The 18,975-nt window shown below is 36.7% G+C and carries 30 protein-coding genes; 29 read left to right on the top strand and 1 reads right to left on the bottom strand.

The genetic code is table 11. The features are described 5' to 3' along the window. Positions 1 to 52 precede the first annotated feature (52 nt). From PCH01S_RS05595 to PCH01S_RS05540, 11 genes are all read left to right on the top strand, one after another. Positions 53 to 304 carry a hypothetical protein gene (locus PCH01S_RS05595; RefSeq protein WP_042227582.1) on the top strand — a complete coding sequence of 84 codons (252 nt, stop codon included), beginning with the start codon at positions 53 to 55 and terminating at the stop codon, positions 302 to 304. Beyond that, the gene (locus PCH01S_RS05590) at positions 297 to 950 is read left to right on the top strand and encodes a hypothetical protein (protein WP_042227581.1); all 654 of its coding nucleotides are present in this window, start codon (positions 297 to 299) and stop codon (positions 948 to 950) included. The genes PCH01S_RS05595 and PCH01S_RS05590 overlap by 8 nt, the downstream gene beginning before the upstream one ends. Before the next feature lie 15 nt (positions 951 to 965). Then, positions 966 to 1,136 carry a hypothetical protein gene (locus tag PCH01S_RS30240; RefSeq protein ID WP_156972791.1) on the top strand — a complete coding sequence of 57 codons (171 nt, stop codon included), beginning with the start codon at positions 966 to 968 and terminating at the stop codon, positions 1,134 to 1,136. Positions 1,137 to 1,219: 83 nt separating this feature from the next. Then, complete coding sequence (locus PCH01S_RS05585; RefSeq protein WP_042227579.1) at positions 1,220 to 1,603, top strand: hypothetical protein; 384 nt, start codon at positions 1,220 to 1,222, stop codon at positions 1,601 to 1,603. A gap of 63 nt (positions 1,604 to 1,666) precedes the next feature. Next, positions 1,667 to 2,200, top strand: a complete 534-nt coding sequence (locus PCH01S_RS05580; RefSeq protein WP_042227577.1) for a hypothetical protein — start codon at positions 1,667 to 1,669, stop codon at positions 2,198 to 2,200. A 12-nt stretch (positions 2,201 to 2,212) separates the two neighbouring features. Further along, positions 2,213 to 3,715 (top strand): replication protein, encoded by a 1,503-nt coding sequence (locus tag PCH01S_RS05575; protein ID WP_042227575.1) that lies wholly within the window; start codon positions 2,213 to 2,215, stop codon positions 3,713 to 3,715. A 20-nt stretch (positions 3,716 to 3,735) separates the two neighbouring features. Beyond that, the gene (locus PCH01S_RS05570; protein ID WP_042227573.1) at positions 3,736 to 4,809 is read left to right on the top strand and encodes a DNA primase; all 1,074 of its coding nucleotides are present in this window, start codon (positions 3,736 to 3,738) and stop codon (positions 4,807 to 4,809) included. Positions 4,810 to 4,952: 143 nt separating this feature from the next. Then, positions 4,953 to 5,315, top strand: a complete 363-nt coding sequence (locus tag PCH01S_RS05565; protein ID WP_042227571.1) for a DUF4176 domain-containing protein — start codon at positions 4,953 to 4,955, stop codon at positions 5,313 to 5,315. 253 nt (positions 5,316 to 5,568) lie between these two features. After that, on the top strand, positions 5,569 to 5,937 hold the full coding sequence (locus tag PCH01S_RS05555; RefSeq protein WP_042227567.1) for a hypothetical protein: 369 nt from the start codon (positions 5,569 to 5,571) through the stop codon (positions 5,935 to 5,937). Positions 5,938 to 5,966: 29 nt separating this feature from the next. Then, positions 5,967 to 6,257, top strand: coding sequence for a hypothetical protein (locus PCH01S_RS05550; RefSeq protein WP_042227565.1), 291 nt, complete (start codon positions 5,967 to 5,969; stop codon positions 6,255 to 6,257). Between the two features lie 268 nt (positions 6,258 to 6,525). Further along, positions 6,526 to 6,810: a hypothetical protein gene (locus tag PCH01S_RS05540; protein ID WP_042227561.1), complete on the top strand. Its 285-nt coding sequence runs from the start codon at positions 6,526 to 6,528 to the stop codon at positions 6,808 to 6,810. A gap of 696 nt (positions 6,811 to 7,506) precedes the next feature. Here PCH01S_RS05540 and PCH01S_RS05535 read toward each other — a convergent pair. After that, a complete protein-coding gene (locus tag PCH01S_RS05535; protein ID WP_042227560.1) occupies positions 7,507 to 8,316 on the bottom strand; it encodes a hypothetical protein in 810 nt (269 codons plus the stop codon). Between the two features lie 195 nt (positions 8,317 to 8,511). On the opposite strand from PCH01S_RS05535, the gene PCH01S_RS05530 reads away from it, so the two are divergent. The 18 genes from PCH01S_RS05530 to PCH01S_RS05450 all read left to right on the top strand — a co-directional run bounded on the left by PCH01S_RS05530 (position 8,512) and on the right by PCH01S_RS05450 (position 18,961). Continuing rightward, positions 8,512 to 8,748 carry a hypothetical protein gene (locus PCH01S_RS05530; protein WP_042227558.1) on the top strand — a complete coding sequence of 79 codons (237 nt, stop codon included), beginning with the start codon at positions 8,512 to 8,514 and terminating at the stop codon, positions 8,746 to 8,748. Positions 8,749 to 8,897: 149 nt separating this feature from the next. Beyond that, positions 8,898 to 9,317, top strand: coding sequence for a hypothetical protein (locus PCH01S_RS05525; protein ID WP_042227555.1), 420 nt, complete (start codon positions 8,898 to 8,900; stop codon positions 9,315 to 9,317). Between the two features lie 275 nt (positions 9,318 to 9,592). Beyond that, positions 9,593 to 9,883 (top strand): hypothetical protein, encoded by a 291-nt coding sequence (locus PCH01S_RS05515; protein WP_042227551.1) that lies wholly within the window; start codon positions 9,593 to 9,595, stop codon positions 9,881 to 9,883. 32 nt (positions 9,884 to 9,915) lie between these two features. Then, positions 9,916 to 10,179, top strand: a complete 264-nt coding sequence (locus PCH01S_RS05510; RefSeq protein ID WP_129112494.1) for a hypothetical protein — start codon at positions 9,916 to 9,918, stop codon at positions 10,177 to 10,179. Positions 10,180 to 10,232: 53 nt separating this feature from the next. Further along, the gene (locus PCH01S_RS05505; protein WP_042227547.1) at positions 10,233 to 10,733 is read left to right on the top strand and encodes a hypothetical protein; all 501 of its coding nucleotides are present in this window, start codon (positions 10,233 to 10,235) and stop codon (positions 10,731 to 10,733) included. A 10-nt stretch (positions 10,734 to 10,743) separates the two neighbouring features. Then, positions 10,744 to 10,950: a hypothetical protein gene (locus PCH01S_RS30235; protein ID WP_129112495.1), complete on the top strand. Its 207-nt coding sequence runs from the start codon at positions 10,744 to 10,746 to the stop codon at positions 10,948 to 10,950. A 30-nt stretch (positions 10,951 to 10,980) separates the two neighbouring features. Then, the gene (locus tag PCH01S_RS05500; RefSeq protein WP_042227546.1) at positions 10,981 to 11,325 is read left to right on the top strand and encodes a hypothetical protein; all 345 of its coding nucleotides are present in this window, start codon (positions 10,981 to 10,983) and stop codon (positions 11,323 to 11,325) included. A gap of 27 nt (positions 11,326 to 11,352) precedes the next feature. Further along, positions 11,353 to 11,517: a hypothetical protein gene (locus PCH01S_RS30805; protein ID WP_164977128.1), complete on the top strand. Its 165-nt coding sequence runs from the start codon at positions 11,353 to 11,355 to the stop codon at positions 11,515 to 11,517. A gap of 42 nt (positions 11,518 to 11,559) precedes the next feature. After that, the gene (locus PCH01S_RS05495; protein ID WP_042227545.1) at positions 11,560 to 12,036 is read left to right on the top strand and encodes a hypothetical protein; all 477 of its coding nucleotides are present in this window, start codon (positions 11,560 to 11,562) and stop codon (positions 12,034 to 12,036) included. Further along, entirely contained in the window at positions 12,033 to 12,305 is a 273-nt protein-coding gene (locus tag PCH01S_RS05490; RefSeq protein ID WP_042227544.1) for a hypothetical protein, read from the top strand. Before PCH01S_RS05495 ends, PCH01S_RS05490 begins: the two co-directional genes overlap by 4 nt. A gap of 473 nt (positions 12,306 to 12,778) precedes the next feature. Further along, positions 12,779 to 13,018, top strand: a complete 240-nt coding sequence (locus PCH01S_RS05485) for a hypothetical protein (RefSeq protein WP_241688659.1) — start codon at positions 12,779 to 12,781, stop codon at positions 13,016 to 13,018. Beyond that, positions 13,015 to 13,542 (top strand): ATP-dependent Clp protease proteolytic subunit, encoded by a 528-nt coding sequence (locus PCH01S_RS05480; protein WP_042227542.1) that lies wholly within the window; start codon positions 13,015 to 13,017, stop codon positions 13,540 to 13,542. The genes PCH01S_RS05485 and PCH01S_RS05480 overlap by 4 nt, the downstream gene beginning before the upstream one ends. Before the next feature lie 80 nt (positions 13,543 to 13,622). Beyond that, positions 13,623 to 14,420 (top strand): PD-(D/E)XK nuclease family protein, encoded by a 798-nt coding sequence (locus PCH01S_RS05475; RefSeq protein WP_042227541.1) that lies wholly within the window; start codon positions 13,623 to 13,625, stop codon positions 14,418 to 14,420. A gap of 22 nt (positions 14,421 to 14,442) precedes the next feature. After that, positions 14,443 to 14,682, top strand: coding sequence for a hypothetical protein (locus PCH01S_RS05470; RefSeq protein WP_042227540.1), 240 nt, complete (start codon positions 14,443 to 14,445; stop codon positions 14,680 to 14,682). 93 nt (positions 14,683 to 14,775) lie between these two features. Further along, positions 14,776 to 15,129 (top strand): class Ib ribonucleoside-diphosphate reductase assembly flavoprotein NrdI, encoded by a 354-nt coding sequence (nrdI, locus tag PCH01S_RS05465; protein WP_042227537.1) that lies wholly within the window; start codon positions 14,776 to 14,778, stop codon positions 15,127 to 15,129. Beyond that, on the top strand, positions 15,119 to 17,221 hold the full coding sequence (nrdE, locus tag PCH01S_RS05460) for a class 1b ribonucleoside-diphosphate reductase subunit alpha (protein ID WP_409372155.1): 2,103 nt from the start codon (positions 15,119 to 15,121) through the stop codon (positions 17,219 to 17,221). The genes nrdI and nrdE overlap by 11 nt, the downstream gene beginning before the upstream one ends. A gap of 25 nt (positions 17,222 to 17,246) precedes the next feature. Further along, positions 17,247 to 18,224, top strand: a complete 978-nt coding sequence (nrdF, locus tag PCH01S_RS05455; protein WP_042227535.1) for a class 1b ribonucleoside-diphosphate reductase subunit beta — start codon at positions 17,247 to 17,249, stop codon at positions 18,222 to 18,224. A 26-nt stretch (positions 18,225 to 18,250) separates the two neighbouring features. After that, positions 18,251 to 18,961, top strand: coding sequence for an HNH endonuclease signature motif containing protein (locus PCH01S_RS05450; protein WP_241688660.1), 711 nt, complete (start codon positions 18,251 to 18,253; stop codon positions 18,959 to 18,961). Positions 18,962 to 18,975 lie beyond the last annotated feature (14 nt).

Here is an 18,975-nt window from a genome sequence, read left to right as displayed (position 1 = left end):
GAAGAAATAGAGCGACCAAAGAAATAGGGAATTATAAATAAGGAGTTGCTAGATGAAATTGGTTAATGCTGACAATACCTATGCTATTATAAGAGGGCTACGATTGAACAATCGGTTTACGATTGGTTTTGGATGGAGCCGAAATAAAGGAGATTGGTGGTGGAAGGACTCTCCTCAAAACGTAAGACTGTTTGATATCCGGAAAACGATGGGAAATGAAATTACTAAGTATGGTATTTACATAGCTAGACTAAGTATGGTGCTTATGAAAAAAAGCGGAGGAGGAAGATCTGAATATGAATAAAACTAAACTAAAATACGTAGAATTCCGACTGGATTTAGAAAAGAAAATTCTTGCCGAATTAATGCCGTCCCATCTTCGTTTGGATTTTTTAAAACATTCATATATAGCGGGAGGCTGTATATACAGTATTTATCAAAGCCAGGAACCAAAAGATTATGACTTTTTTCTTACGGATGAGTCATTCGCAAGCCAATTAAGAAAGCACTTCTTGGAGAAAGAGTCGGGGTATCACGGAAAAGAAGTTTCCGGAGGGATGTATCTTGATTACCCGTTGACGATTACTGAGAATGCAATTTCTATCGGCAGGTATCAAATTATTACTCGTTGGATTGGCCAGCCAAAAGAGGTCGTAAAAGAGTTCGACTTCAGACACTTACAATTTTACTACGTAGGTAATGGAATCGAGACTGTTACACAATATGACTTCCTGGACAGCAGGGATTTAAAGTACAACGAAGATAGAGCCAGAGATATCTGTGGCAGCGTATTTAGAAGCAGCAAATTTGTAGCCAGAGGCATGAAGATTTCACAAAAAGAAATGGCAAAGATGCTACTCCGACTCAAGAATGTAGGCTTTAGCGAGAAAGAAGTGGAAACATTGATTGCTTGTAAGGAGAAACCCGATGCAGATCACTTTGGGTCTTAGCAAGGAGGACATGAAATGCGAAGGGCAGAATTGAAAGGGTATATAATATTTAACGAAGATAAGCTCAATCATGGGAATAACATTATCGGGCAGATCGATCACGAGTTATTTAATGTAGATGGAATTTTAGAATGGGAACTTGAAGAGATTAGCAATGAGGAAGTTGAGCATATTGATGAAGATTGAATATAGCATAAATTTTTCCGGTTTACCACGAACATGTGTTTGGTTATAATAAGTACACAAACATATAATCGAAGGTGAAGCGTATGGTCGCCGCATCCTGTAATCATGAGGATCTATCCTGTATCAAAGAGGCAGCCTTAAATCCGATATTGCTTGATGTCTTAGAAAGAGATATCAAATTGATGATGGATTCTGAAATCAAGATGAAACAAATTTATGCTAGAAAGCTCAAGCACATTCAGAACCTTATTAGTGAAGACTTTGTTGATACAAAAAAGGATCTGAAAAACCGAGGACTGAAAATTTATGAATATAAGCGCGACTCAAAAGGTGTTTATGCGAAGTTTTTATGCCGCGGATATCATCATGAATTTAGCATGTTGGGAGTACTAATTAAAAGCGAGGTAGAATTAAGGCTTGCAGCTTATCTTGCCATGGACTTGAAGGATGATAAGACAGAGATATAGTGTTGAAATTGCGATTACCCAAGCAATAAAATAACTATTTTATGAGGAGGTGATTGGCTAATCATGGGTATGGTGAAGTGTCAGTATTGCCTAGTAAAAGGCGATAAAACCTTGATGGAAAAGGGAATACATAAAAAGGGCTACATACATAAAAATTGCATTGTTGATTTCCGTGATAATGAAAAGAAAAAAGCAGTCGAACAAGAACAGCGAAGAGAATTATACAGTTATTTATTATGCTTGCACAATGCTATAGAAATACCGGCACGGAATCTCTTGAGATTAAAAGAAATAAAAGAAAACAAAAATATAGAGTACAAGTTAATTTTAGAAGCTTATAAGATAAGCGAAGAGAAGATAAAATGGTTTATCTCAAATGTGCTTGATTACAGAAACGATTCGGAAGGAATTAACGCATGCATTACATTGATGCTGAAACACGGAATTAATCCGGCTTTTCAAGAGAGAAAAAATAAAGCCAAACAAGAGATACATCAAAAAGAAATGTATGAGGTTAAAACGAGAGCCGATATGTCATTGGGAGCTGCGGCAAGATCTAAAGTAAAAGACGAGATGGATATCTCTCACTTGTTATAAAGGAGCGATTTATTGAGCACAAAACATATCACAGAATTTATTGCGCCTTCGGAAGTTCACGAATCATTGTTTGTGGGTTATCTTTGGAAAACTCCGACACTGTATTCGAAATATAAAATACATAAGATCGATAAAACCACATTTACAAGGCCGATATGGTACTTTTATTATTATGTTGGAAAAGAAATGTTCGAGAGTGGCTTACGGAGTTTTGAAGACACTTCTGTATATTCGTTTCTTTCTTCAAAGCCAAAAGAAAAAGGAAAGGCGGATTGGCTTGAAGTATACAATGAGTTTGGTGCATACAGCACCATAGCTGAACTTGTTGAAGAGTGCAATCCGGAGAAAGGTAACGAAGATTATCATCTCGCAGAAATCCAAAAATATGAGAGTCTGAGAAAACTCCAAGACGAGGGCTTTATCAATGTCTTGAATCTTGAACTGATACATAAGTTAACAAGTATGTCATTAAGTCAACTGCAGACTTTCTATCAGACTAAATTTAAATCCTCGTTTGCACAAATAAACGCCGGTGAAGTTGTCGAGTATTATCTAGGCGATAATTTAAATGAAACCATTGAGGAGTTAAAAAAGGGTATCCAGTCAGGCATTCCATTCTTTGATTCACCTCGGTTAAATAAGAAGATAAACGGGCTTAAGCTTGGTAATCTCAATTACTTGGTCCTACCATCGGGAGTAGGCAAATCGAGTATTCTCACCGAAAAGGCCGTACTAGGCATTTATGAATCTGATGAGAAAGCTATTGTATTCGCAAACGAAGAAGGAATCAGGCGTTGGAGATCAAGGCTTCTAGCAACGGTTGCCTCCAGGATATTAAAGAAACCTCTCGCAAGAGATATAATTGAAAGAGGAACGTTTACGGATGAAGGGGAGGCAATTCTTAACGAAGCAAGAGAGTGGATCGAAAAACATAGAAAAGAGAATATTCTTTTCATCAATTTAAAGAAGTACAGAGTGCAGGACGTAATCGGTCGAATTGAGCTTTATCGCGCGCGCGGCTACAAACATATTTTGTTCGATACATTTAAACCAGATTTGTCACAGCAAATAGAAAGATGGTTGGCCTTTAGTAATTCGGCACAGGATCTGTACGATTGTATTAAAGAGGAGGCGTATAATTGCCATTGCTTGGCCACCGTACAGCTAAAAATCGGTAGAGAGTATCGATTTATCGATCTTGACTGTATTGGAAAATCATTGGAAATTGTTGAGGTTGCGGCCGTAGTGATGGCTGGCAGACTGATGTTTGATGACGAATATAAAGAGGATGGTCATAAGAATAGACTATATCCTTACAATTGGAAAAAAGATGATTTTAGTGGCGAATGGATTCCAATACCATATAAACTAGATCCTAAAAAGAAGTACTTAATTCTGTTTCTCCCTAAAAATCGTGAAGGCTCGGAAGATGAACAGATTGTTTTTGAAGTTAATTACGATTTTAATATTTGGCGCGAAGTTGCATATGTAAAAGTTCCAAATAACGGCAGGTAGCATTCCCACGGGGGAGTTTAATGATAAATGATTTAATGCTGATTAAGAAGCGAATTATCACGGAAAATCGTATTGAAGAAATACTGTCTAAAGCCGGTTGTGAAAACATTAAAGAAAAGAGCAATCGGTATGAATCAATGTTGCCTGACAAATTTGAGTCTGACAATAGTCGCGGTTTACAGGTCTATCTCAACGAATCCTTGACGTGTAAGATCAGAAACAGGACTTTTCTCGGTAGTGATATATTTGATCTCATTTCATACATTGTATTTGATAAAATCGAGGCTTTAGACATACATAAATGCCTGCCAAAGTCTAAAAGGTGGATCTGCGAACAATTAGGCTACCATGAGTATTTGACTGGCGAACAGGTTGTAGTTTTTAATGACCCCTTGAAATGGCTGAAGGATATAAAGAAAAATAGAAGTAAATCAATTCTGGAAGTTAAAGAGAATAAAGTACTTAGTGATGACTCCCTAGATCGATTTGTAATGTTCCCACATGCTGCGCTTATTGAAGAAGGAATTGAGTATGGTATACAGCAGGAGTTTCAAGTTGGTTTCGATCTGAAGTCGGAAAGAATTATATTTCCGATACACAACAGTTACGGAGAGATAGTATCGATTAAAGGACGAACGACAGACCCGGACTACAAAATAAAAGATATACCTAAGTATTTATATTTGCATAATTTCAATAACATGTGGGAGCTTTATAACTGGCATCGGGCTTTATGGTATATCATTGAGAGCAAAGAGATAATTATATATGAAGCCGAAAAAACCTGTTGGCTATCTACACAATTTGGTGTAAGGAATTGTGTAGCTCTTGGTGGCAGCGAGGTAACCGATTACCAAGCAAGAATGATTAAATCGCTTGGCATCGATATAAAAATTGTATTGGCTTTTGACCGGGATAAGAAACCTGAAGAGATTAAACTGCAAGCTCAGAAGTTTGGTAAGAGTCGCAGTATTTTTGTGATGTGGGATGGAAAAAGTGTCTTTACGGTTGAAGCAAAGCACTCACCAACGGATTTAGGTTTTCAGTCATTTATGGATCTCTATAAGGATCATTATAACTATAGGATTAGTTAGATGCGAAAAAGGAAATATGTGTATTGACATTATAATAATAAAAGAATACAATAAATATGTAAGAAGATGTTTTTAGAAATACATATAAAATATTGATTTTATCGTATGGATACAGGATTAAATTTGAGAGAGTCAGCGATTTGATGAATTATTTATCTGAACAAGAGCGAATAGAAGATGAGATATATTACGCTCAATGGCAATTAGAACATCCAAACAGTAAATATAAACACGAAAAAATAAATAACAAAACGGAGGATCAAATGGAAGAGTGCTTACTTAATATCGGAAGTGTTGTGAAGGTCGCTCCAGATAACGATGAACAGCAGGAGTGGATTATTATCGGCAGGCGGATCGTCAGTCCAAAATCACTCATTGCATGGGATTATGTTTCGGTTTCTACTAAGGGCTTTCAATGGACTGTAAGTCAAGACAAGAGTTTTTCTCCATACTTTTTCTTCTTCAACCATCCAGATATTGAGGAAGTAGTCCATACAACAAAGTGAATACGGAAGGACATGAGAAAATGAAAACCTTGATTACATATTCTAATTTTCTTGGACAGGATTTGTACCATGGTACGCCTGATGTAAGAGGTGCCAAGGTTGTAGATGTAACGACATCTGTAGTTGATGACCATTATAGTACTGCGTTGAAACTAGAATTGAAGAATGGGTTGTTTATGGTAATTGACATACGACAAGAAAGATAGTTTTTATGAACACCGATGAATATTGACGAACTTGGGAGGGTTTATATATGCCAAGAATAGAGATTGAAGTGCGACAAGTAGGTTCGATGTCAACATGGAAGGAAAAATACGATTTTCACGAAGGAGATCCGCAGGCATGGGCGCAGGCTATGATCGACAGGTTTAATAGCAAATTGAGGCCAGGCGAGAATCCCCGCGAGCTTGTGGATGTGGAAGTGTTGCCCGAAGAGAGCATAGTCGAACACCTATGGGAGAAACAAAACACAATTACCATCATCAGAGGGGCGCACATTTACGATAAAATGCGCTGCGAGCGTTGCGGTGTTACAGGGAAACGGCATGGACTTAGCTCCGGTATTAAGCGAGATTCGGAGTATAGGGCAAAAAAGTACGAAAAGTGCACTGGTCATGTCTGAATAGCGAAATACATGGAGGTCTATATAAAATGAGCAGAACAACCTTTAATTCAAGTCGAGAAGCGTATGCTTACATCCTAGAAGAGCAAGAAAAGGCAAAGGAGCTTTTGGAGAGAACGAGGCTTGACATATCGTTCCTTTGGATGAATATAACGAAGGGGAATTTTGAAGATGATTCAAAACAAGAACACGCTCTAAAGGAATTGGGGGACCTAGCAAAATCATCTTATAGTTTGGCAGATTCTGCAGCTAGACTTTCAAATCTAGCAAAGGCTTTATCTGCTTACTTCGCGGATGAAATCAACGGAAATGTAGATTGATCATTCGTAACACAGAAATACATGGGAGGGAATGGGCATATGTACATCGATAATTTTTTATTCGATTTAAGTTTGAATAGCAAAGGCGAAATATCTGTACTGATTAAAATCCCTAAACATTTGCGAGATGAACCAATCGACGAGGTGGACATAAGCATTACAGAAAAGGATTTGCGTCATATGCAACATGTCTTTGAAATGGCCAAGAGGTCAAAATCAATAAACACCAATTGACCATGGAGTAACATCAACTAAGGGAGGGTTTATATTGGCTATTGAAGCGCATAAATGCAACCAACCAGAATGTAAGGGGTTTGTCTTGATCGAGAATGCAGATTTTGACCTTAAAGACATACCATTGGACGAAAAGTACGGATGCTACGCATTCGACAGACCACATTGTAGCGAGTGCGGGAAAGAATTCTTGGTCGTTCCTCATTACATCGTAATAGAGGTCAATGACAAAGACTTTAGTGAGTGGGAGCAGATCGAATCAACTTGCATGACCCAATTTGAACGGCGTCAGCGCGAGTTAAAGATGTTATCAAGCTGAATATGAAAGCAGCTAACCAATAAAATGTAGGTTTTATCTTTAAAGAAAATACAAGAAAAGAGGGAAAAATATAATTACCTTTTTAATTACGAATTTTGTTATATTTGTTGCGGCTGTTCTTTCAGTTGATTGGCTTACCCACATTATTATGACAAGAGATTTCACCAATCAATACGGTTGGGGTAATTACAATAATTTTATAAAAGAATTTAATAAATACACTTGGTCTCGCGAAAATTGGACTGACGGAAAAAGTCTTTGGGATAGACAAAACAATTGCAAATTCTTTGCTAGCATCATCGAATTTGAGTCCAAAGGGATGGTTCTTAGCTCGCCTATTTCGCTGTGGAGAGCAAAAAAATACGTGAGAAAATATTACAAAGAAACTCTTGGTTTTAGTCGGCGCATTAAATGGCAGTGAATTTTAAAAAAATAAAACTCTACAAAAGTAGAGCCTCTAATTGATCACTTATAATTTATGAGCATTATCTCTGCTAAGATAGATATTGGAATTGCTGCAAGAAGAGCGTAGACTATAAACTTTCCGAGGCCTTCTTTCAAAACTGCTGAACGGATGGCAAAAAGCGAAAAAAATATCATAAATGCAACTGATACACCTAGCATATAATACCTCCCCTAAATATTGTAGCAAAGGAAAAATGTTCTATATATTCCTTTGCTACAATAAGAATACAATTATTGAGTCCAGTTTACAACATCGGCATAATCATTAGACTTATCAAAGCTGATTGATGGACTGATCGAAATTTGAGGCTTGCCATCAAAAAGACCGAAAGAGAGCGATCCATTACCTGCGATTTCTTTGTGGAAATAGTTTCCAACTGCTGCGGTTGTCATTGGGGTTCCAGGCTTATCTTTGGGACGTTGAATAATTACCTGACCCCATCCCTTGTGCCTGCCGACAGGATAAAAAGTGCCGTTTCTTGTAAAGCCTGCAGTTAGGTTGATTTCCCACCCAATGCCTTTTTTAATATTATAATCGCTGTAGTCGGAAGTGTTACCCAGTTCCGCATACAAACCTGATGCGTTATTAACAGCCTTGTAATTATACTTTGCGGTTTCTGGTAACGCAGTGAAATCATCAGACCAGGCTATTCCGAATTTATCTTTTGAAGTAAAGACAGGCATGTAGTTCCAATCGAAGTTAAAATCTAGAATAATTTTTGCATAACCACTAGGAGATGATATTTGGCTGCCAACTAATTGTGCAGAAAAATTGGCTAATTCTTGCGGTGTAATCAAAGACTTTTCTTGACCATCAGTTAATAGTTCAGAACCACTTTTAACAAAAGCGAATTCCGCCTTATTATTGTAAATAGTCTCCTTCTGCTCTTTGTCTAAGATATTAATTACATTCTTAGGGTAGCGCGCCTTTGAAAGATAATCATTTAGTGTAGTTTCGGAAATTGAACTAGCTGCGGCAACAGGTACAATAGAACTAAGAACAACACTGCAAATTGTTAAAGACAAAGCAAGCTTTTTCAAAATACTGACCTCCAGATAATGAAGTGCTCGTTTGTACAAACTGCAATTACTGTCGACCTATACATATTAACCTCATATTCCAGAAATTACAAGAAATAGATGTGATTACATGAAAAATAAATTATTGATTGACTGAATAAGAGGTTGGTGCTATTCTTACAAAGTAAAAGAATATAATAAAAAAGAAGGTGCTTTATGATTGAGATAAGCCAATTGGTTGGAGTAAATAGTTTTGACGAGGCAACTCATATCTCAGTAGACAAGGATCTTAGCAATATCACCAAGGATAAAATATACGAGCTATATGTTGGTAAACCAATTGGCATATCGTGTGGTGAAGACGAGCACTACATTATAGATGACAATGGAGAAAGAATGCACGGTGTATGGGCATTTATAAAGACTAAGTATTATAAACAAAATAATACATAGATTATACGAATACACATGAAGTCATTAAATGAGGTTCTTGGTGCAGCAGAAGAAAGAGGTTTACAAAAGAGTGTTGAGGAAATCAAAGAAGAGGCAATCGACTTATTTAAGGGAGAATAAAATACGGATTTCATAAGGAGAGCGAAACGGTGGGAATGTTCACACAGGTCAGAGGTTGGTTGAACATAGATAGTATTGGAGATTTCAACAAAGAAAACTACAGAGCGTTGAGAAATAAATTGAATGAGGTCAGAAAAGATTACCTCGACTTTGCAGAAGGCCGAGCTTGTATTAGTGAGGACACCAATATTCATTTGGGAGCGAATAATTCAATCTTTTTGTTTATAGGAACAGAGTTGAAAAACTATGATGATGACGCAGAGGAATGGATTAAGTATTTAATTGCTCGTTTCCCAAACGCAGAAGGCAGAATTGATTTTCAATATGAAATTGAAGATTTCCGCGATCAGGACTCTAAAAGTAAGTATTGGCTCATTCGTGGAGGAGAAATCATTGAAGAAGGATATTGTAAAACATGGTGTACTGGTTATGGAAACACGATTGACTAGACGATAAAAATTACATTTCATGAGGTGCCCAATTGGACTTTGAAAATAATCGGATTTTCAAGGATATAGCAAAGACTATCTCTGTGGTTCAGAATGTGAGTTTAGATGAAGCCGAATGCATGATCGACGCATTTATTAATTCAATTGTAAACAATCAAAAGAAGAACAAATTGTCTCTTCTCAATGTCATTAATAATGGAATTGTTCGAAATGAAAGAAATTCTAAAAAGCTGAATCATTGAACTAAGGAAATACTTATATTATAGGGGACGATAATGATTAAATGGACTATAGTTTTGGCGTTGAGCGCACTATTGTTAGCCGCTGGATGTAAGGCTAAACCTGTAAAAATAATCAAAGATTTAGAATATGTTGAACAAATTAAGACTAGCAGAGGAGACATCCTTCAATTTATTGATATCGAAGGGTATAAGATTAACTACTTTGTTGATCCTAGTCAGTCATATAATTTAGAAAAAGGTAAAAGTTACGATGTAACTGTTACAATCAGAAGTGCGATTCAGGAAAAGGATTTTGTAAATGATGCGATTCTATCAAAGCAATGAATAATAATACGAATGATTTTTTGGAGGGAGATATGAAGAAGGGACAGTTGGTGGAAATCAGTTACAAACATCCAGGCGGTTGGGAATACGGAGTTGTTTCAAAAATTTACGATGATCGATGCCTCATTCTTAAAGAGTACGGAGGAAGATTAATGTGCGAGTTCACTCAGCCTAACTCAGAAAAGAATCCGAATGAACAATGGCTTAGTGATGATGTAAAAGTTGCCGAATTGTTTGTTGATGGTAAACCGGTCATGGCCAAGAAGAATTTGCTTGGTGGCTATAAGTTTTTATAGTTACCATTAAATATCATGCAGCAAATGAATGAATTTTCGAGAGGATTGATTGTGTGGGCTTTTGTTACAAGGCTAAATCGGGAAGCGAGTTCTATTTAGATGCAAGAAAAAGTATGACCCAAAGAGGCGAATGGAAAAAAGTGATTAATGAAGTGAATAAGTTGCTTGGAGAGTCAGTAAAAAGCATTTGGCCATCGACCAATATTCTATGCTTAGATGTAAGAGAACTGTCTAAGGATGAAAACAAAAAGCTATTCACCAATGAAGGTAGATTGAGAAAGAACGATAAAAAAGCAAAAGATTATAATTCTGAATACATAAAAATTCTAAATCGATTTGGATTATCAAATTATGAAGACATTAAACTGGTCGAGTTTAAGCACGGTATATGCTCCTTGGGAGGTGAGTCCTTAGAAAGGTATATTTCATTAGATAAGGAGATTTACTATAAAGCAGACTTTAATTTAGAAAAACGATCTCAAGGTAACTTCGATCTGATTACTGAAATCGAGTATCAAGAAAAATACCTTGAAGATCTCAAAAAGTCAGGATGAAAACAGGTATATGAAAAAGGCTGTTATTATTAGTTGTGATTCACCTCTGAATTGGTGGAGAAGGCATAGGGGACGAATTTGTGAAATTGTAGAAGAAGAAAATGAATATGGTTATATAAAAATTCGCTTATTAGTAAATGACAATACATCATTTGAGGCTAAGCAACGTGAGATAATTGGCGGTATACCTGTCAAGCATATTAGAACTGTTAGTTGATAAAAAGTTCATTTTATAGGAGACGATGAAATGTTAGAAGAAATCAATACATATGATTGGAAGGAAGCATTCGGCTACGCTAATTCAGTATTTACTGTTCACTTTGCAAAACCAGTATCTACGAGGCCATTTAGTAGGGAAGATGTTGTTGAAATTATCGCAATGGATGACGGAGAGAACGATACGTCTAATTGGATTGGTATTTTCAAACTTAAAGATGGCAGGTACGCGATTATTGATGCAGGCTGCGACTATACAGGTTGGGACTGTCAGGCGTGGGGAAGTGCGGAAGTAACAGGAAGCCTTGAAGAAGCGATTCGGTTTGGGTTGGACAATTCTCAAAGAAATAGATTAAATCTGAGAATTAATGAATAAAAGTTTAATTTCATAGGAGGAGTGAGTGTGCTTGAGATCTCTAAAGTTGCTGACACATTAGCTAATCAGGCGGCTATATTTAATTGTACATTTAAAAAAGCTTGGAAGTATTACATGCATCCTGCAATTACAGAGAATTTCAGTTATGAAGATATTGTTTTCTACATCAATGTGAAAATGAAATTAGGTTAAGAGTATTTGAAATGAATAATTTTACAAAAGGGAGGCTGATTTATGCCAAGACCAAGAGTTTATAAACTTGAACACTTAGCAGTCGTTGAAGCAGGGCAAGATCCGAAGATATATTTTAAAACAACATGGTCGGATGAAGATCTTACGATGTTGATTAAAGTATGGATGTACAAGATTGCAGACTATGTTCCTGAGTATGAGTTTTATGAAGAGGAAATGATGGAATTACTTGAAACATTTGGTCACAAACAGATTTCCGCTTACAGTCCTTTTAGAACATATTTTTCAGCCGACATGTATGAGATCTGGGAAGCAGCTAATATTAGGCCTACCGTTGAAGACGAAAGCAATCCAAAGTTTATTAATGACAATGCGATGAAAGTTTTTGAAAGAGTGTTAAAACGTAATGACGATGAATTTTTAGAATACGGTCTAAAAAACGATAATTATAAAAAATACAATGAACATGCACGTAGAGACTTTGATAAAGTTGCTGCGAGAAACGGAATTACTGTATGAACCAAGATATTCATAGTTATTTTGGGCTGTCCTATGCAAACTATCTAGTTTTGCCTCGTACTGTTCTCCAATCTATGCCTATGGAATGGCAGATTAAATTTGTTGAATTGCTCGAAGAGGTCGATGATACAAATTGGCGAACCGAGTTAATGCCAAAAAATTGGATGGACTATTTAGTAAAAGTGCGCGACAAGAACGGTAGATTTATTTCAGACCCGCTAGACAATTATGACCGAGGAAGAAGAAGAGTCTTTGATACGGACCAATAAAATCAATCTTTTATGGAAAGAAAGAGGGGCCATATGCTCGGATGAATGAATTCGCATCCTTGCAACATGGCTAACACTTCCGTAAAAAACAGAAACTCCAGACTAGTGTGCCTGGAGAAATGAATAAATAACGTACTATTTTCTACCTGCACGAGATTGCGCCAGTACGGAACCGGCAAGTGACTTTGCTGTCTTACTTGAAGAACTAGATCTTAGTACTGAGGAAGCCTTAGTAGACATTGCTGACGAAGACACTTTTCGAGTGCTGCTTTTAGCCATAATAATGACCCTCCTTCTTGTAAATATTTTCTACATATAGACAATATCACACTATATATAGTATGTCAAACAAATGTTCCTACTGTATACAGTGGTAAACGAGTGTGTACGTATGTGTGCAAATGTACACAAATGAATACATTTTGTTGATAAAAGTTAGATTGTTTATTTGCTCACTCAATTCGAATAATGAGGTGAAAAAAATAGCTCGAAAATATGATGGGGTAAAAAGTGAATCCTTTAGGATAGATATCTATAATGCCAAGGAAGTTAGCGACAAAGGGTCTCAGGTTATAAAAACTATAGATAATCTGACCGATCTCCCTACCATTAAAAGGATTGAGAATCTGGCAAAAGAAAATGGGTTAGATACATTTGAAATTACTAAAATAACGGAAAGAACAACTCGCTATATAGTTGACCGGGAAAAATGATTAAAACAAATGATAGAACGCTATATTTATACGATAAAATTTGCCCTGAGGCTGCTGGCAAATTAATTGAACAAATTATCAATATTAATGAAAGAGACGACGAAGAGAAAATTGTCGATCGACAGCCGATTAAACTAATTATTAATTCCTATGGCGGACAAATCTATGATGGAATGGCAATTGTAGCAACCATGTTATCAAGTAAGACACCGATTCATTCATATGTTTATGGATATGCTATGTCAATGGCACTGCTTGCAGCAGCCGCTGCACATAAACGTTACGCTCACAAGTTGGCAACATTCATGTATCACGATAGCCTAACGAATCTTGAGGGTAAACTTGGGCACGTTCATGACACCTTGGGAGAGCTGCGAAGAGTAAAAAATATGTATGATGATGTATTGCTGACCAAAACGAAGATTCCAATGAGCAAGTTAGATGAAGTTAGGAAAATGAAAGATGATTGGTACATTACCGCCGAACAGGGGTTGGAACTAGGCATTATCGACGAATTAATATAAAAAATATTAATAACTGATAGTTGATGATAATCGGGATGGGAAATTTCTTAGCGCTTGATTCTAATAAGGAGTGTGATGCATTGTCAGAAATAATTTGGAGTTGGAGTAGACTAAATACATATCATTCGGCACTTGAAGGAGATGGATGCTTTCACCTTTTTAACCAACAGTACAACATAGGTAACCGTGGGGAAAACAACTATTTCGCCGAGTACGGAACTTTGGTTCACGAGATGACTGAACGGCTGCATAACGGGAGTTTAATTGCCTGGGATATTGAAGACGAACTAAAACGAGGACTCAAAAATTTTCATTACAAAGTGCCATTTCAGAAAATGAGGGCTTCTTACGAGAATTCATTATTTAAATTCTTCGATGAGTTTGAGGATGTATTCAAGGATTATACAATTACCCAGGCCGAAGAATTAAAGAATTTCGAAGTCGACAAGATTAAGCTCAAGGGGTTTCCTGATATGTTTGCACAGCATAGAGAATACGGGAAGGTGATTGGAGACTATAAAACTAGCCGCGTATACGATACGAAGAAAATGAAGCACAATATCATGCAATTATATCTATATTCTATTCCTTACTACAATGAATTCGGAGTCTATCCCGATAATTTAGTATACATATTCCCGCGGGAAAAGGAAAATCGTGAACGTGTATTTAAGTTTGAAATTGAAGAACTGGAAAGAACAAAGCAATGGGTTAGAGACACTGTATGTAAAGTCTTAAATCATAAAGATACTTGGACGCCGCGATGTAAAACTGTCGATGGTAAAAAGGATTTCTTCGCATCACAGTTATGCAACTTGAGAAACCAATGTGCTTTCAGGTATTCATGTGTACATAGAAATGAATTCACACCATATTAAAATAAAAGGAGAATATAAATACATGAAATTTTACGCAATTGTTAATAACGAAGAGGGTAAGTCTGTTATCTTGGAATCTACAGAGAATACAAGACAATTGGCAGAGAAGGATGTACTTGCTCAGTGCAAAGATAGAGGGTATAAATTTAAACATCTTCACCTTCTTCAAGGAAGCCAGAAACAAGGCGGAGTAAATACAAAATTTTTCAAGGATCGTAAGCGAACCGGCAAGAATGGCAAAAGATATGCTTCTTTTATGTAAAAGACAATTTTAAAAACGTTATACCTACAAGCTTTTTTATAGCTATTTAGGCAATAAAACTGTTATTTTATCCGCTGAAAAGGTTTAAAGCAAATGATTATAATATATGATTCGAAAACGGGTAATGTTGAACGTTTTGTTAAAAAATTAAATCTGGAATGCTATCGGATTGTTCCGCAGCTTAAAGTGAGTACTTCTTTTATTCTTGTTACATATACAACCGGCTTTGGAGAGGTTTCTAGGTCGACCAAAGATTTTTTAGAAGCTAATCATGTTCATCTAAAAGGTGTAGCTTCGAGCGGTAACCGAAATTGGGGAGTTAAATTTGCTAAGGCTGCGGACATAATCGCAGATACATACAAAGTACCAGCAATACTCAAGTTTGAACTTTCTGGAACTGAGAAGGATGTTGCTAAATTTATGTTGGAGGTAATGAATTTTGTCTGATGCATCAAAATGGATTCAACTTAACAATCAAATAATGGTTCAAAAAGACGGCAAGTATCAATTCGAAAAAGACAAAGAAGCCGTTAAGAGTTATTTTGTCGATCATATCAATCAGAACACTGTATTCTTTCACAATTTAAAAGAAAAATTAGATTACCTGATTGAAAACGATTATTACGAACATGAAATCATTAATCAGTACGAATTGGAAGATATCAAGAAATTGTACAAACATGTATATGGCATGAAATTTAGGTTCCCCTCTTTTATGTCGGCGTTCAAATTCTACAATAATTACGCGCTGAGGACTGAAGACAATAAAAAATACCTAGAGCGTTATGAGGATAGGATTTGTATTGTCGCACTTACCTTGGCCGAAGGGGATACCGATAAGGCTTTTTGGTTTGCAGACAAGATGATTAAGAGAGAGTATCAGCCTGCCACACCAACATTCTTATCTGCAGGTAAGAAACGACGAGGAGAACTTGTTAGCTGCTTTCTCTTGATGACGGACGATTCGATGAACTCCATTTCTCATTCCATCAACAATGCTCTTCAATTGTCAAAGCGGGGCGGCGGTGTGTCACATAACCTAACCGACCTTCGTGCATTAGGAGACCCTATTAAAGGTATTGAGGACAAATGTAGTGGTGTCATCCCAGTGATGAAACTTCTGGAAGACAGTTACTCCTATTCGAATCAATTAGGGGTAAGAGATGGTGCCGGAGCTGCATGGCTGAACATATTCCATTTAGATATCCTAGACTTCTTATCAACAAAAAAAATCAATGCAGATGAAAAATCGAGGATTAAAACTTTGTCGCTTGGCGTGATTGTTCCCGACAAGTTTTTTGAACTCGTTGAAAAAGATTATGACATGTACCTGTTTTCACCGTATGGAATCTACAAGGAATATGGAAAGCGGATGAGTGAAATCAACATCAGTGAAAAATATGATGAATTGGTCGAAAACCCGAACATCAGAAAGAAGAAGATTTCTGCTCGTGATATGTTGACTATGATTGCGCAAATTCAAGTGGAGAGCGGATATCCATACCTGTTTTTTGAGGACAATGCTAACTCCGTACATCCGTTAAGCGAAGAAGGCAAAGTGAAATTCTCAAATATCTGCACAGAAATAATCCAATTATCTGAAACATCGACAATTAACGATTATCATGAACAAGATGAAATTAAACGAGACATCTCGTGTAATCTTGGCTCATTGAATATCGTCAACGTGATGGAGAATAAGGATCTTGCTGGTGCGGTTTCTGCTGGAATTAGAATGCTCGACGTGGTTTCGCGGATGACCAACATTAAGTCTGTACCAAGTGTAGATAAGGCAAACAGACAGATGCGTTCTGTTGGACTTGGAGCGATGAACTTACATGGGTTCTTGGCAAAGAATAAGATTTCTTATGAATCAAAAGAAGCTATTGAATTTGCCAATGTTTTTTTTGCCGCAGTGAATTATTATTCTCTAAAAGAATCAATGCTGATCGCCAAAGAAACGGGGTTTAATTTCAAAGGATTCAGAAATTCATCATATAACGGCGGTAATTATTTTGATCAATATCTTAGTAATGATTTTTTGCCAAAGTCAGACAAGGTGCGATTGCTGTTTCAAGACATCAAATTACCAACCAGAGAAGATTGGTCAATGCTGAAGGGCGATGTAATGGAATATGGGATTGCCAATAGCTATCGTTTGGCAATTGCTCCTACGGGAAGCATTAGCTATGTACAATCAAGTACAGCTAGCATAGCTCCAATCACTGAAAAAATTGAGCATCGTACTTATGGAGACAGCGATACCTATTATCCGATGCCTTATCTGGATGAATCAAGCTTCTTTTATTACAAAGAAGCCTACGACATCGATATGTTTAATATGATCGATCTGTATGCAGCTATTCAAAATCATGTTGATCAAGGAATTAGCTGCACGCTATATCTCAAAGACACAATGACTACAAGAGATATTTCCTTGTATTACATTTATGCTTGGAAAAAGGGCTTGAAGACACTGTATTACAGTCGAATGAAGATGACGCAAATTGATGACTCGTGCGTTAGTTGCGTTGTGTAATCAAAATGAAAGAATGGGTGATTAATTGATTAAGCCAGTAAATTGGAATGAACAAACAAGTGATTATGCGAATATATTTTGGGAGCAAAACACAAAGCAATTCTGGTTGGACACGGAGATTCCTGTAAGCAAAGATAAAAAAGTGTGGGAGTCCTTAACCAATACGGAACAAGAAGTTTATATGAAAGTTCTTGCTGGACTCACCCTGCTTGATACTGAGCAGGGGGGAGTGGGTATGCCGAAAGTATTGCAACATGTTGATGATTTGCAAGAGAAGGCGGTACTTGCTTTTATGGCCGCAATGGAACAAGTTCACGCAAAGAGCTACAGCACCATTTTCACAACTCTGGCAACAAAGAAGCAGATTGATGATGCTTTTAAATGGGCAGAAGAAAACAAATGGCTGCAGGCAAAAGCAATGAAAATAGATTCTATTTATGAAGACATCAAAGATGACTACACATTGGCAAAAGCGTTGATTGCTTCAGTATTTCTTGAATCGTTTTTGTTTTATAGCGGTTTTTATTATCCGCTATATTTGGCAGGGCAGGGCAAGTTAAAAAATTCAGGCGAGATAATTTTTCTTATTACCCGCGATGAGGCTATTCATGGTGTATTTGTGGGTTTACTTTTTCAAAAAATAAAATCAAAGTTAACAAAAACAGATAAGAAGCGAATCGATGAATCCATACATGTCCTACTTAATGAGCTTTATGAAATTGAGTGCAGATACTCTGAAGATATTTATGATGATATCGGTATTGCTTCGGAAGTAAAAAAGTTCGTTAGACATAATGCAAATAAAGCTTTAATGAATTTAGGTTATGAACCTTATTTTCCGGCAGAAGAAATCGATCAGATTGTTCTAAATGGACTCTCATCCGGGGGAACCTTCGATTTCTTTTCGCTTAAAGGCGGAAGCTATGTGAAAGCTAAGGTCGAGCCAATTAGAAATGGTGATTTTGAATATTTAAACGAACTCATGAAAGGATATTATAAATAATTAATACGGCCAAACTAAATCGTTTTGTGTTAAAAGATGGAGAGATATTAAAGAAAGTAGACAAATGCCCTTGGATGATTTCCAATAAGGGAAGAATAAAGTCGCTAAAAACCAATGCAGAAAAAATTCAATACATGGGGACTTCGGGATACTACTTTGTCAGTTATAATAGCAAAACCTATCTTACACATAGGCTCGTAGCACAATACTTTATCGATCCAATCCCTAAGGGTATGGTTGTGAACCATAAGGACGGAAACAAAACCAATAACCACGTTGACAACCTTGAAATAGTTACATATAAGGAAAATACACGTCATGCTTTTGATCATGGATTAATGGTTCCACTTTGTGGCGAAGAAAATAGCATGAGTAAGCTTACAAATTCTCAGGCCAGAAACTTGATCAATGACATCATAAAAGGCTTAGCAAACGGAGAACTAGCAATAAAATACAATCTACATGATCGATACATAAGTTTAGTCAGACATAAGAAGCGATGGAAAAAGCTTTGGAGCGAATTCGGTTCTATTAATGCCGAGATGTCAAATGGAAACGACAGAAACAAATCATTGAGCCCTCAGCAGTTTGTTCAAGTAGTCAAAAAAATTAAGAATGGCGTTTCGAATGCATCTATAGAAAGAGAGTTCAACTTATCATCGGGCACAGGCAGTAGAATAAGACATAAAAAAATTTATTGCAATTGGTGGAAAGATTACTTTGGTGAATCAATATAAAAGGGAGCTATTGC

The sequence above is a fragment of the Paenibacillus chitinolyticus NBRC 15660 genome (assembly GCF_000739915.1).
In the GTDB taxonomy this organism is placed as follows: Bacteria; Bacillota; Bacilli; order Paenibacillales; family NBRC-103111; genus Paenibacillus_F; species Paenibacillus_F chitinolyticus.
Note: the sequence above shows the minus strand (reverse complement) of the source record. Positions and strands in the feature narration are given on the sequence as shown.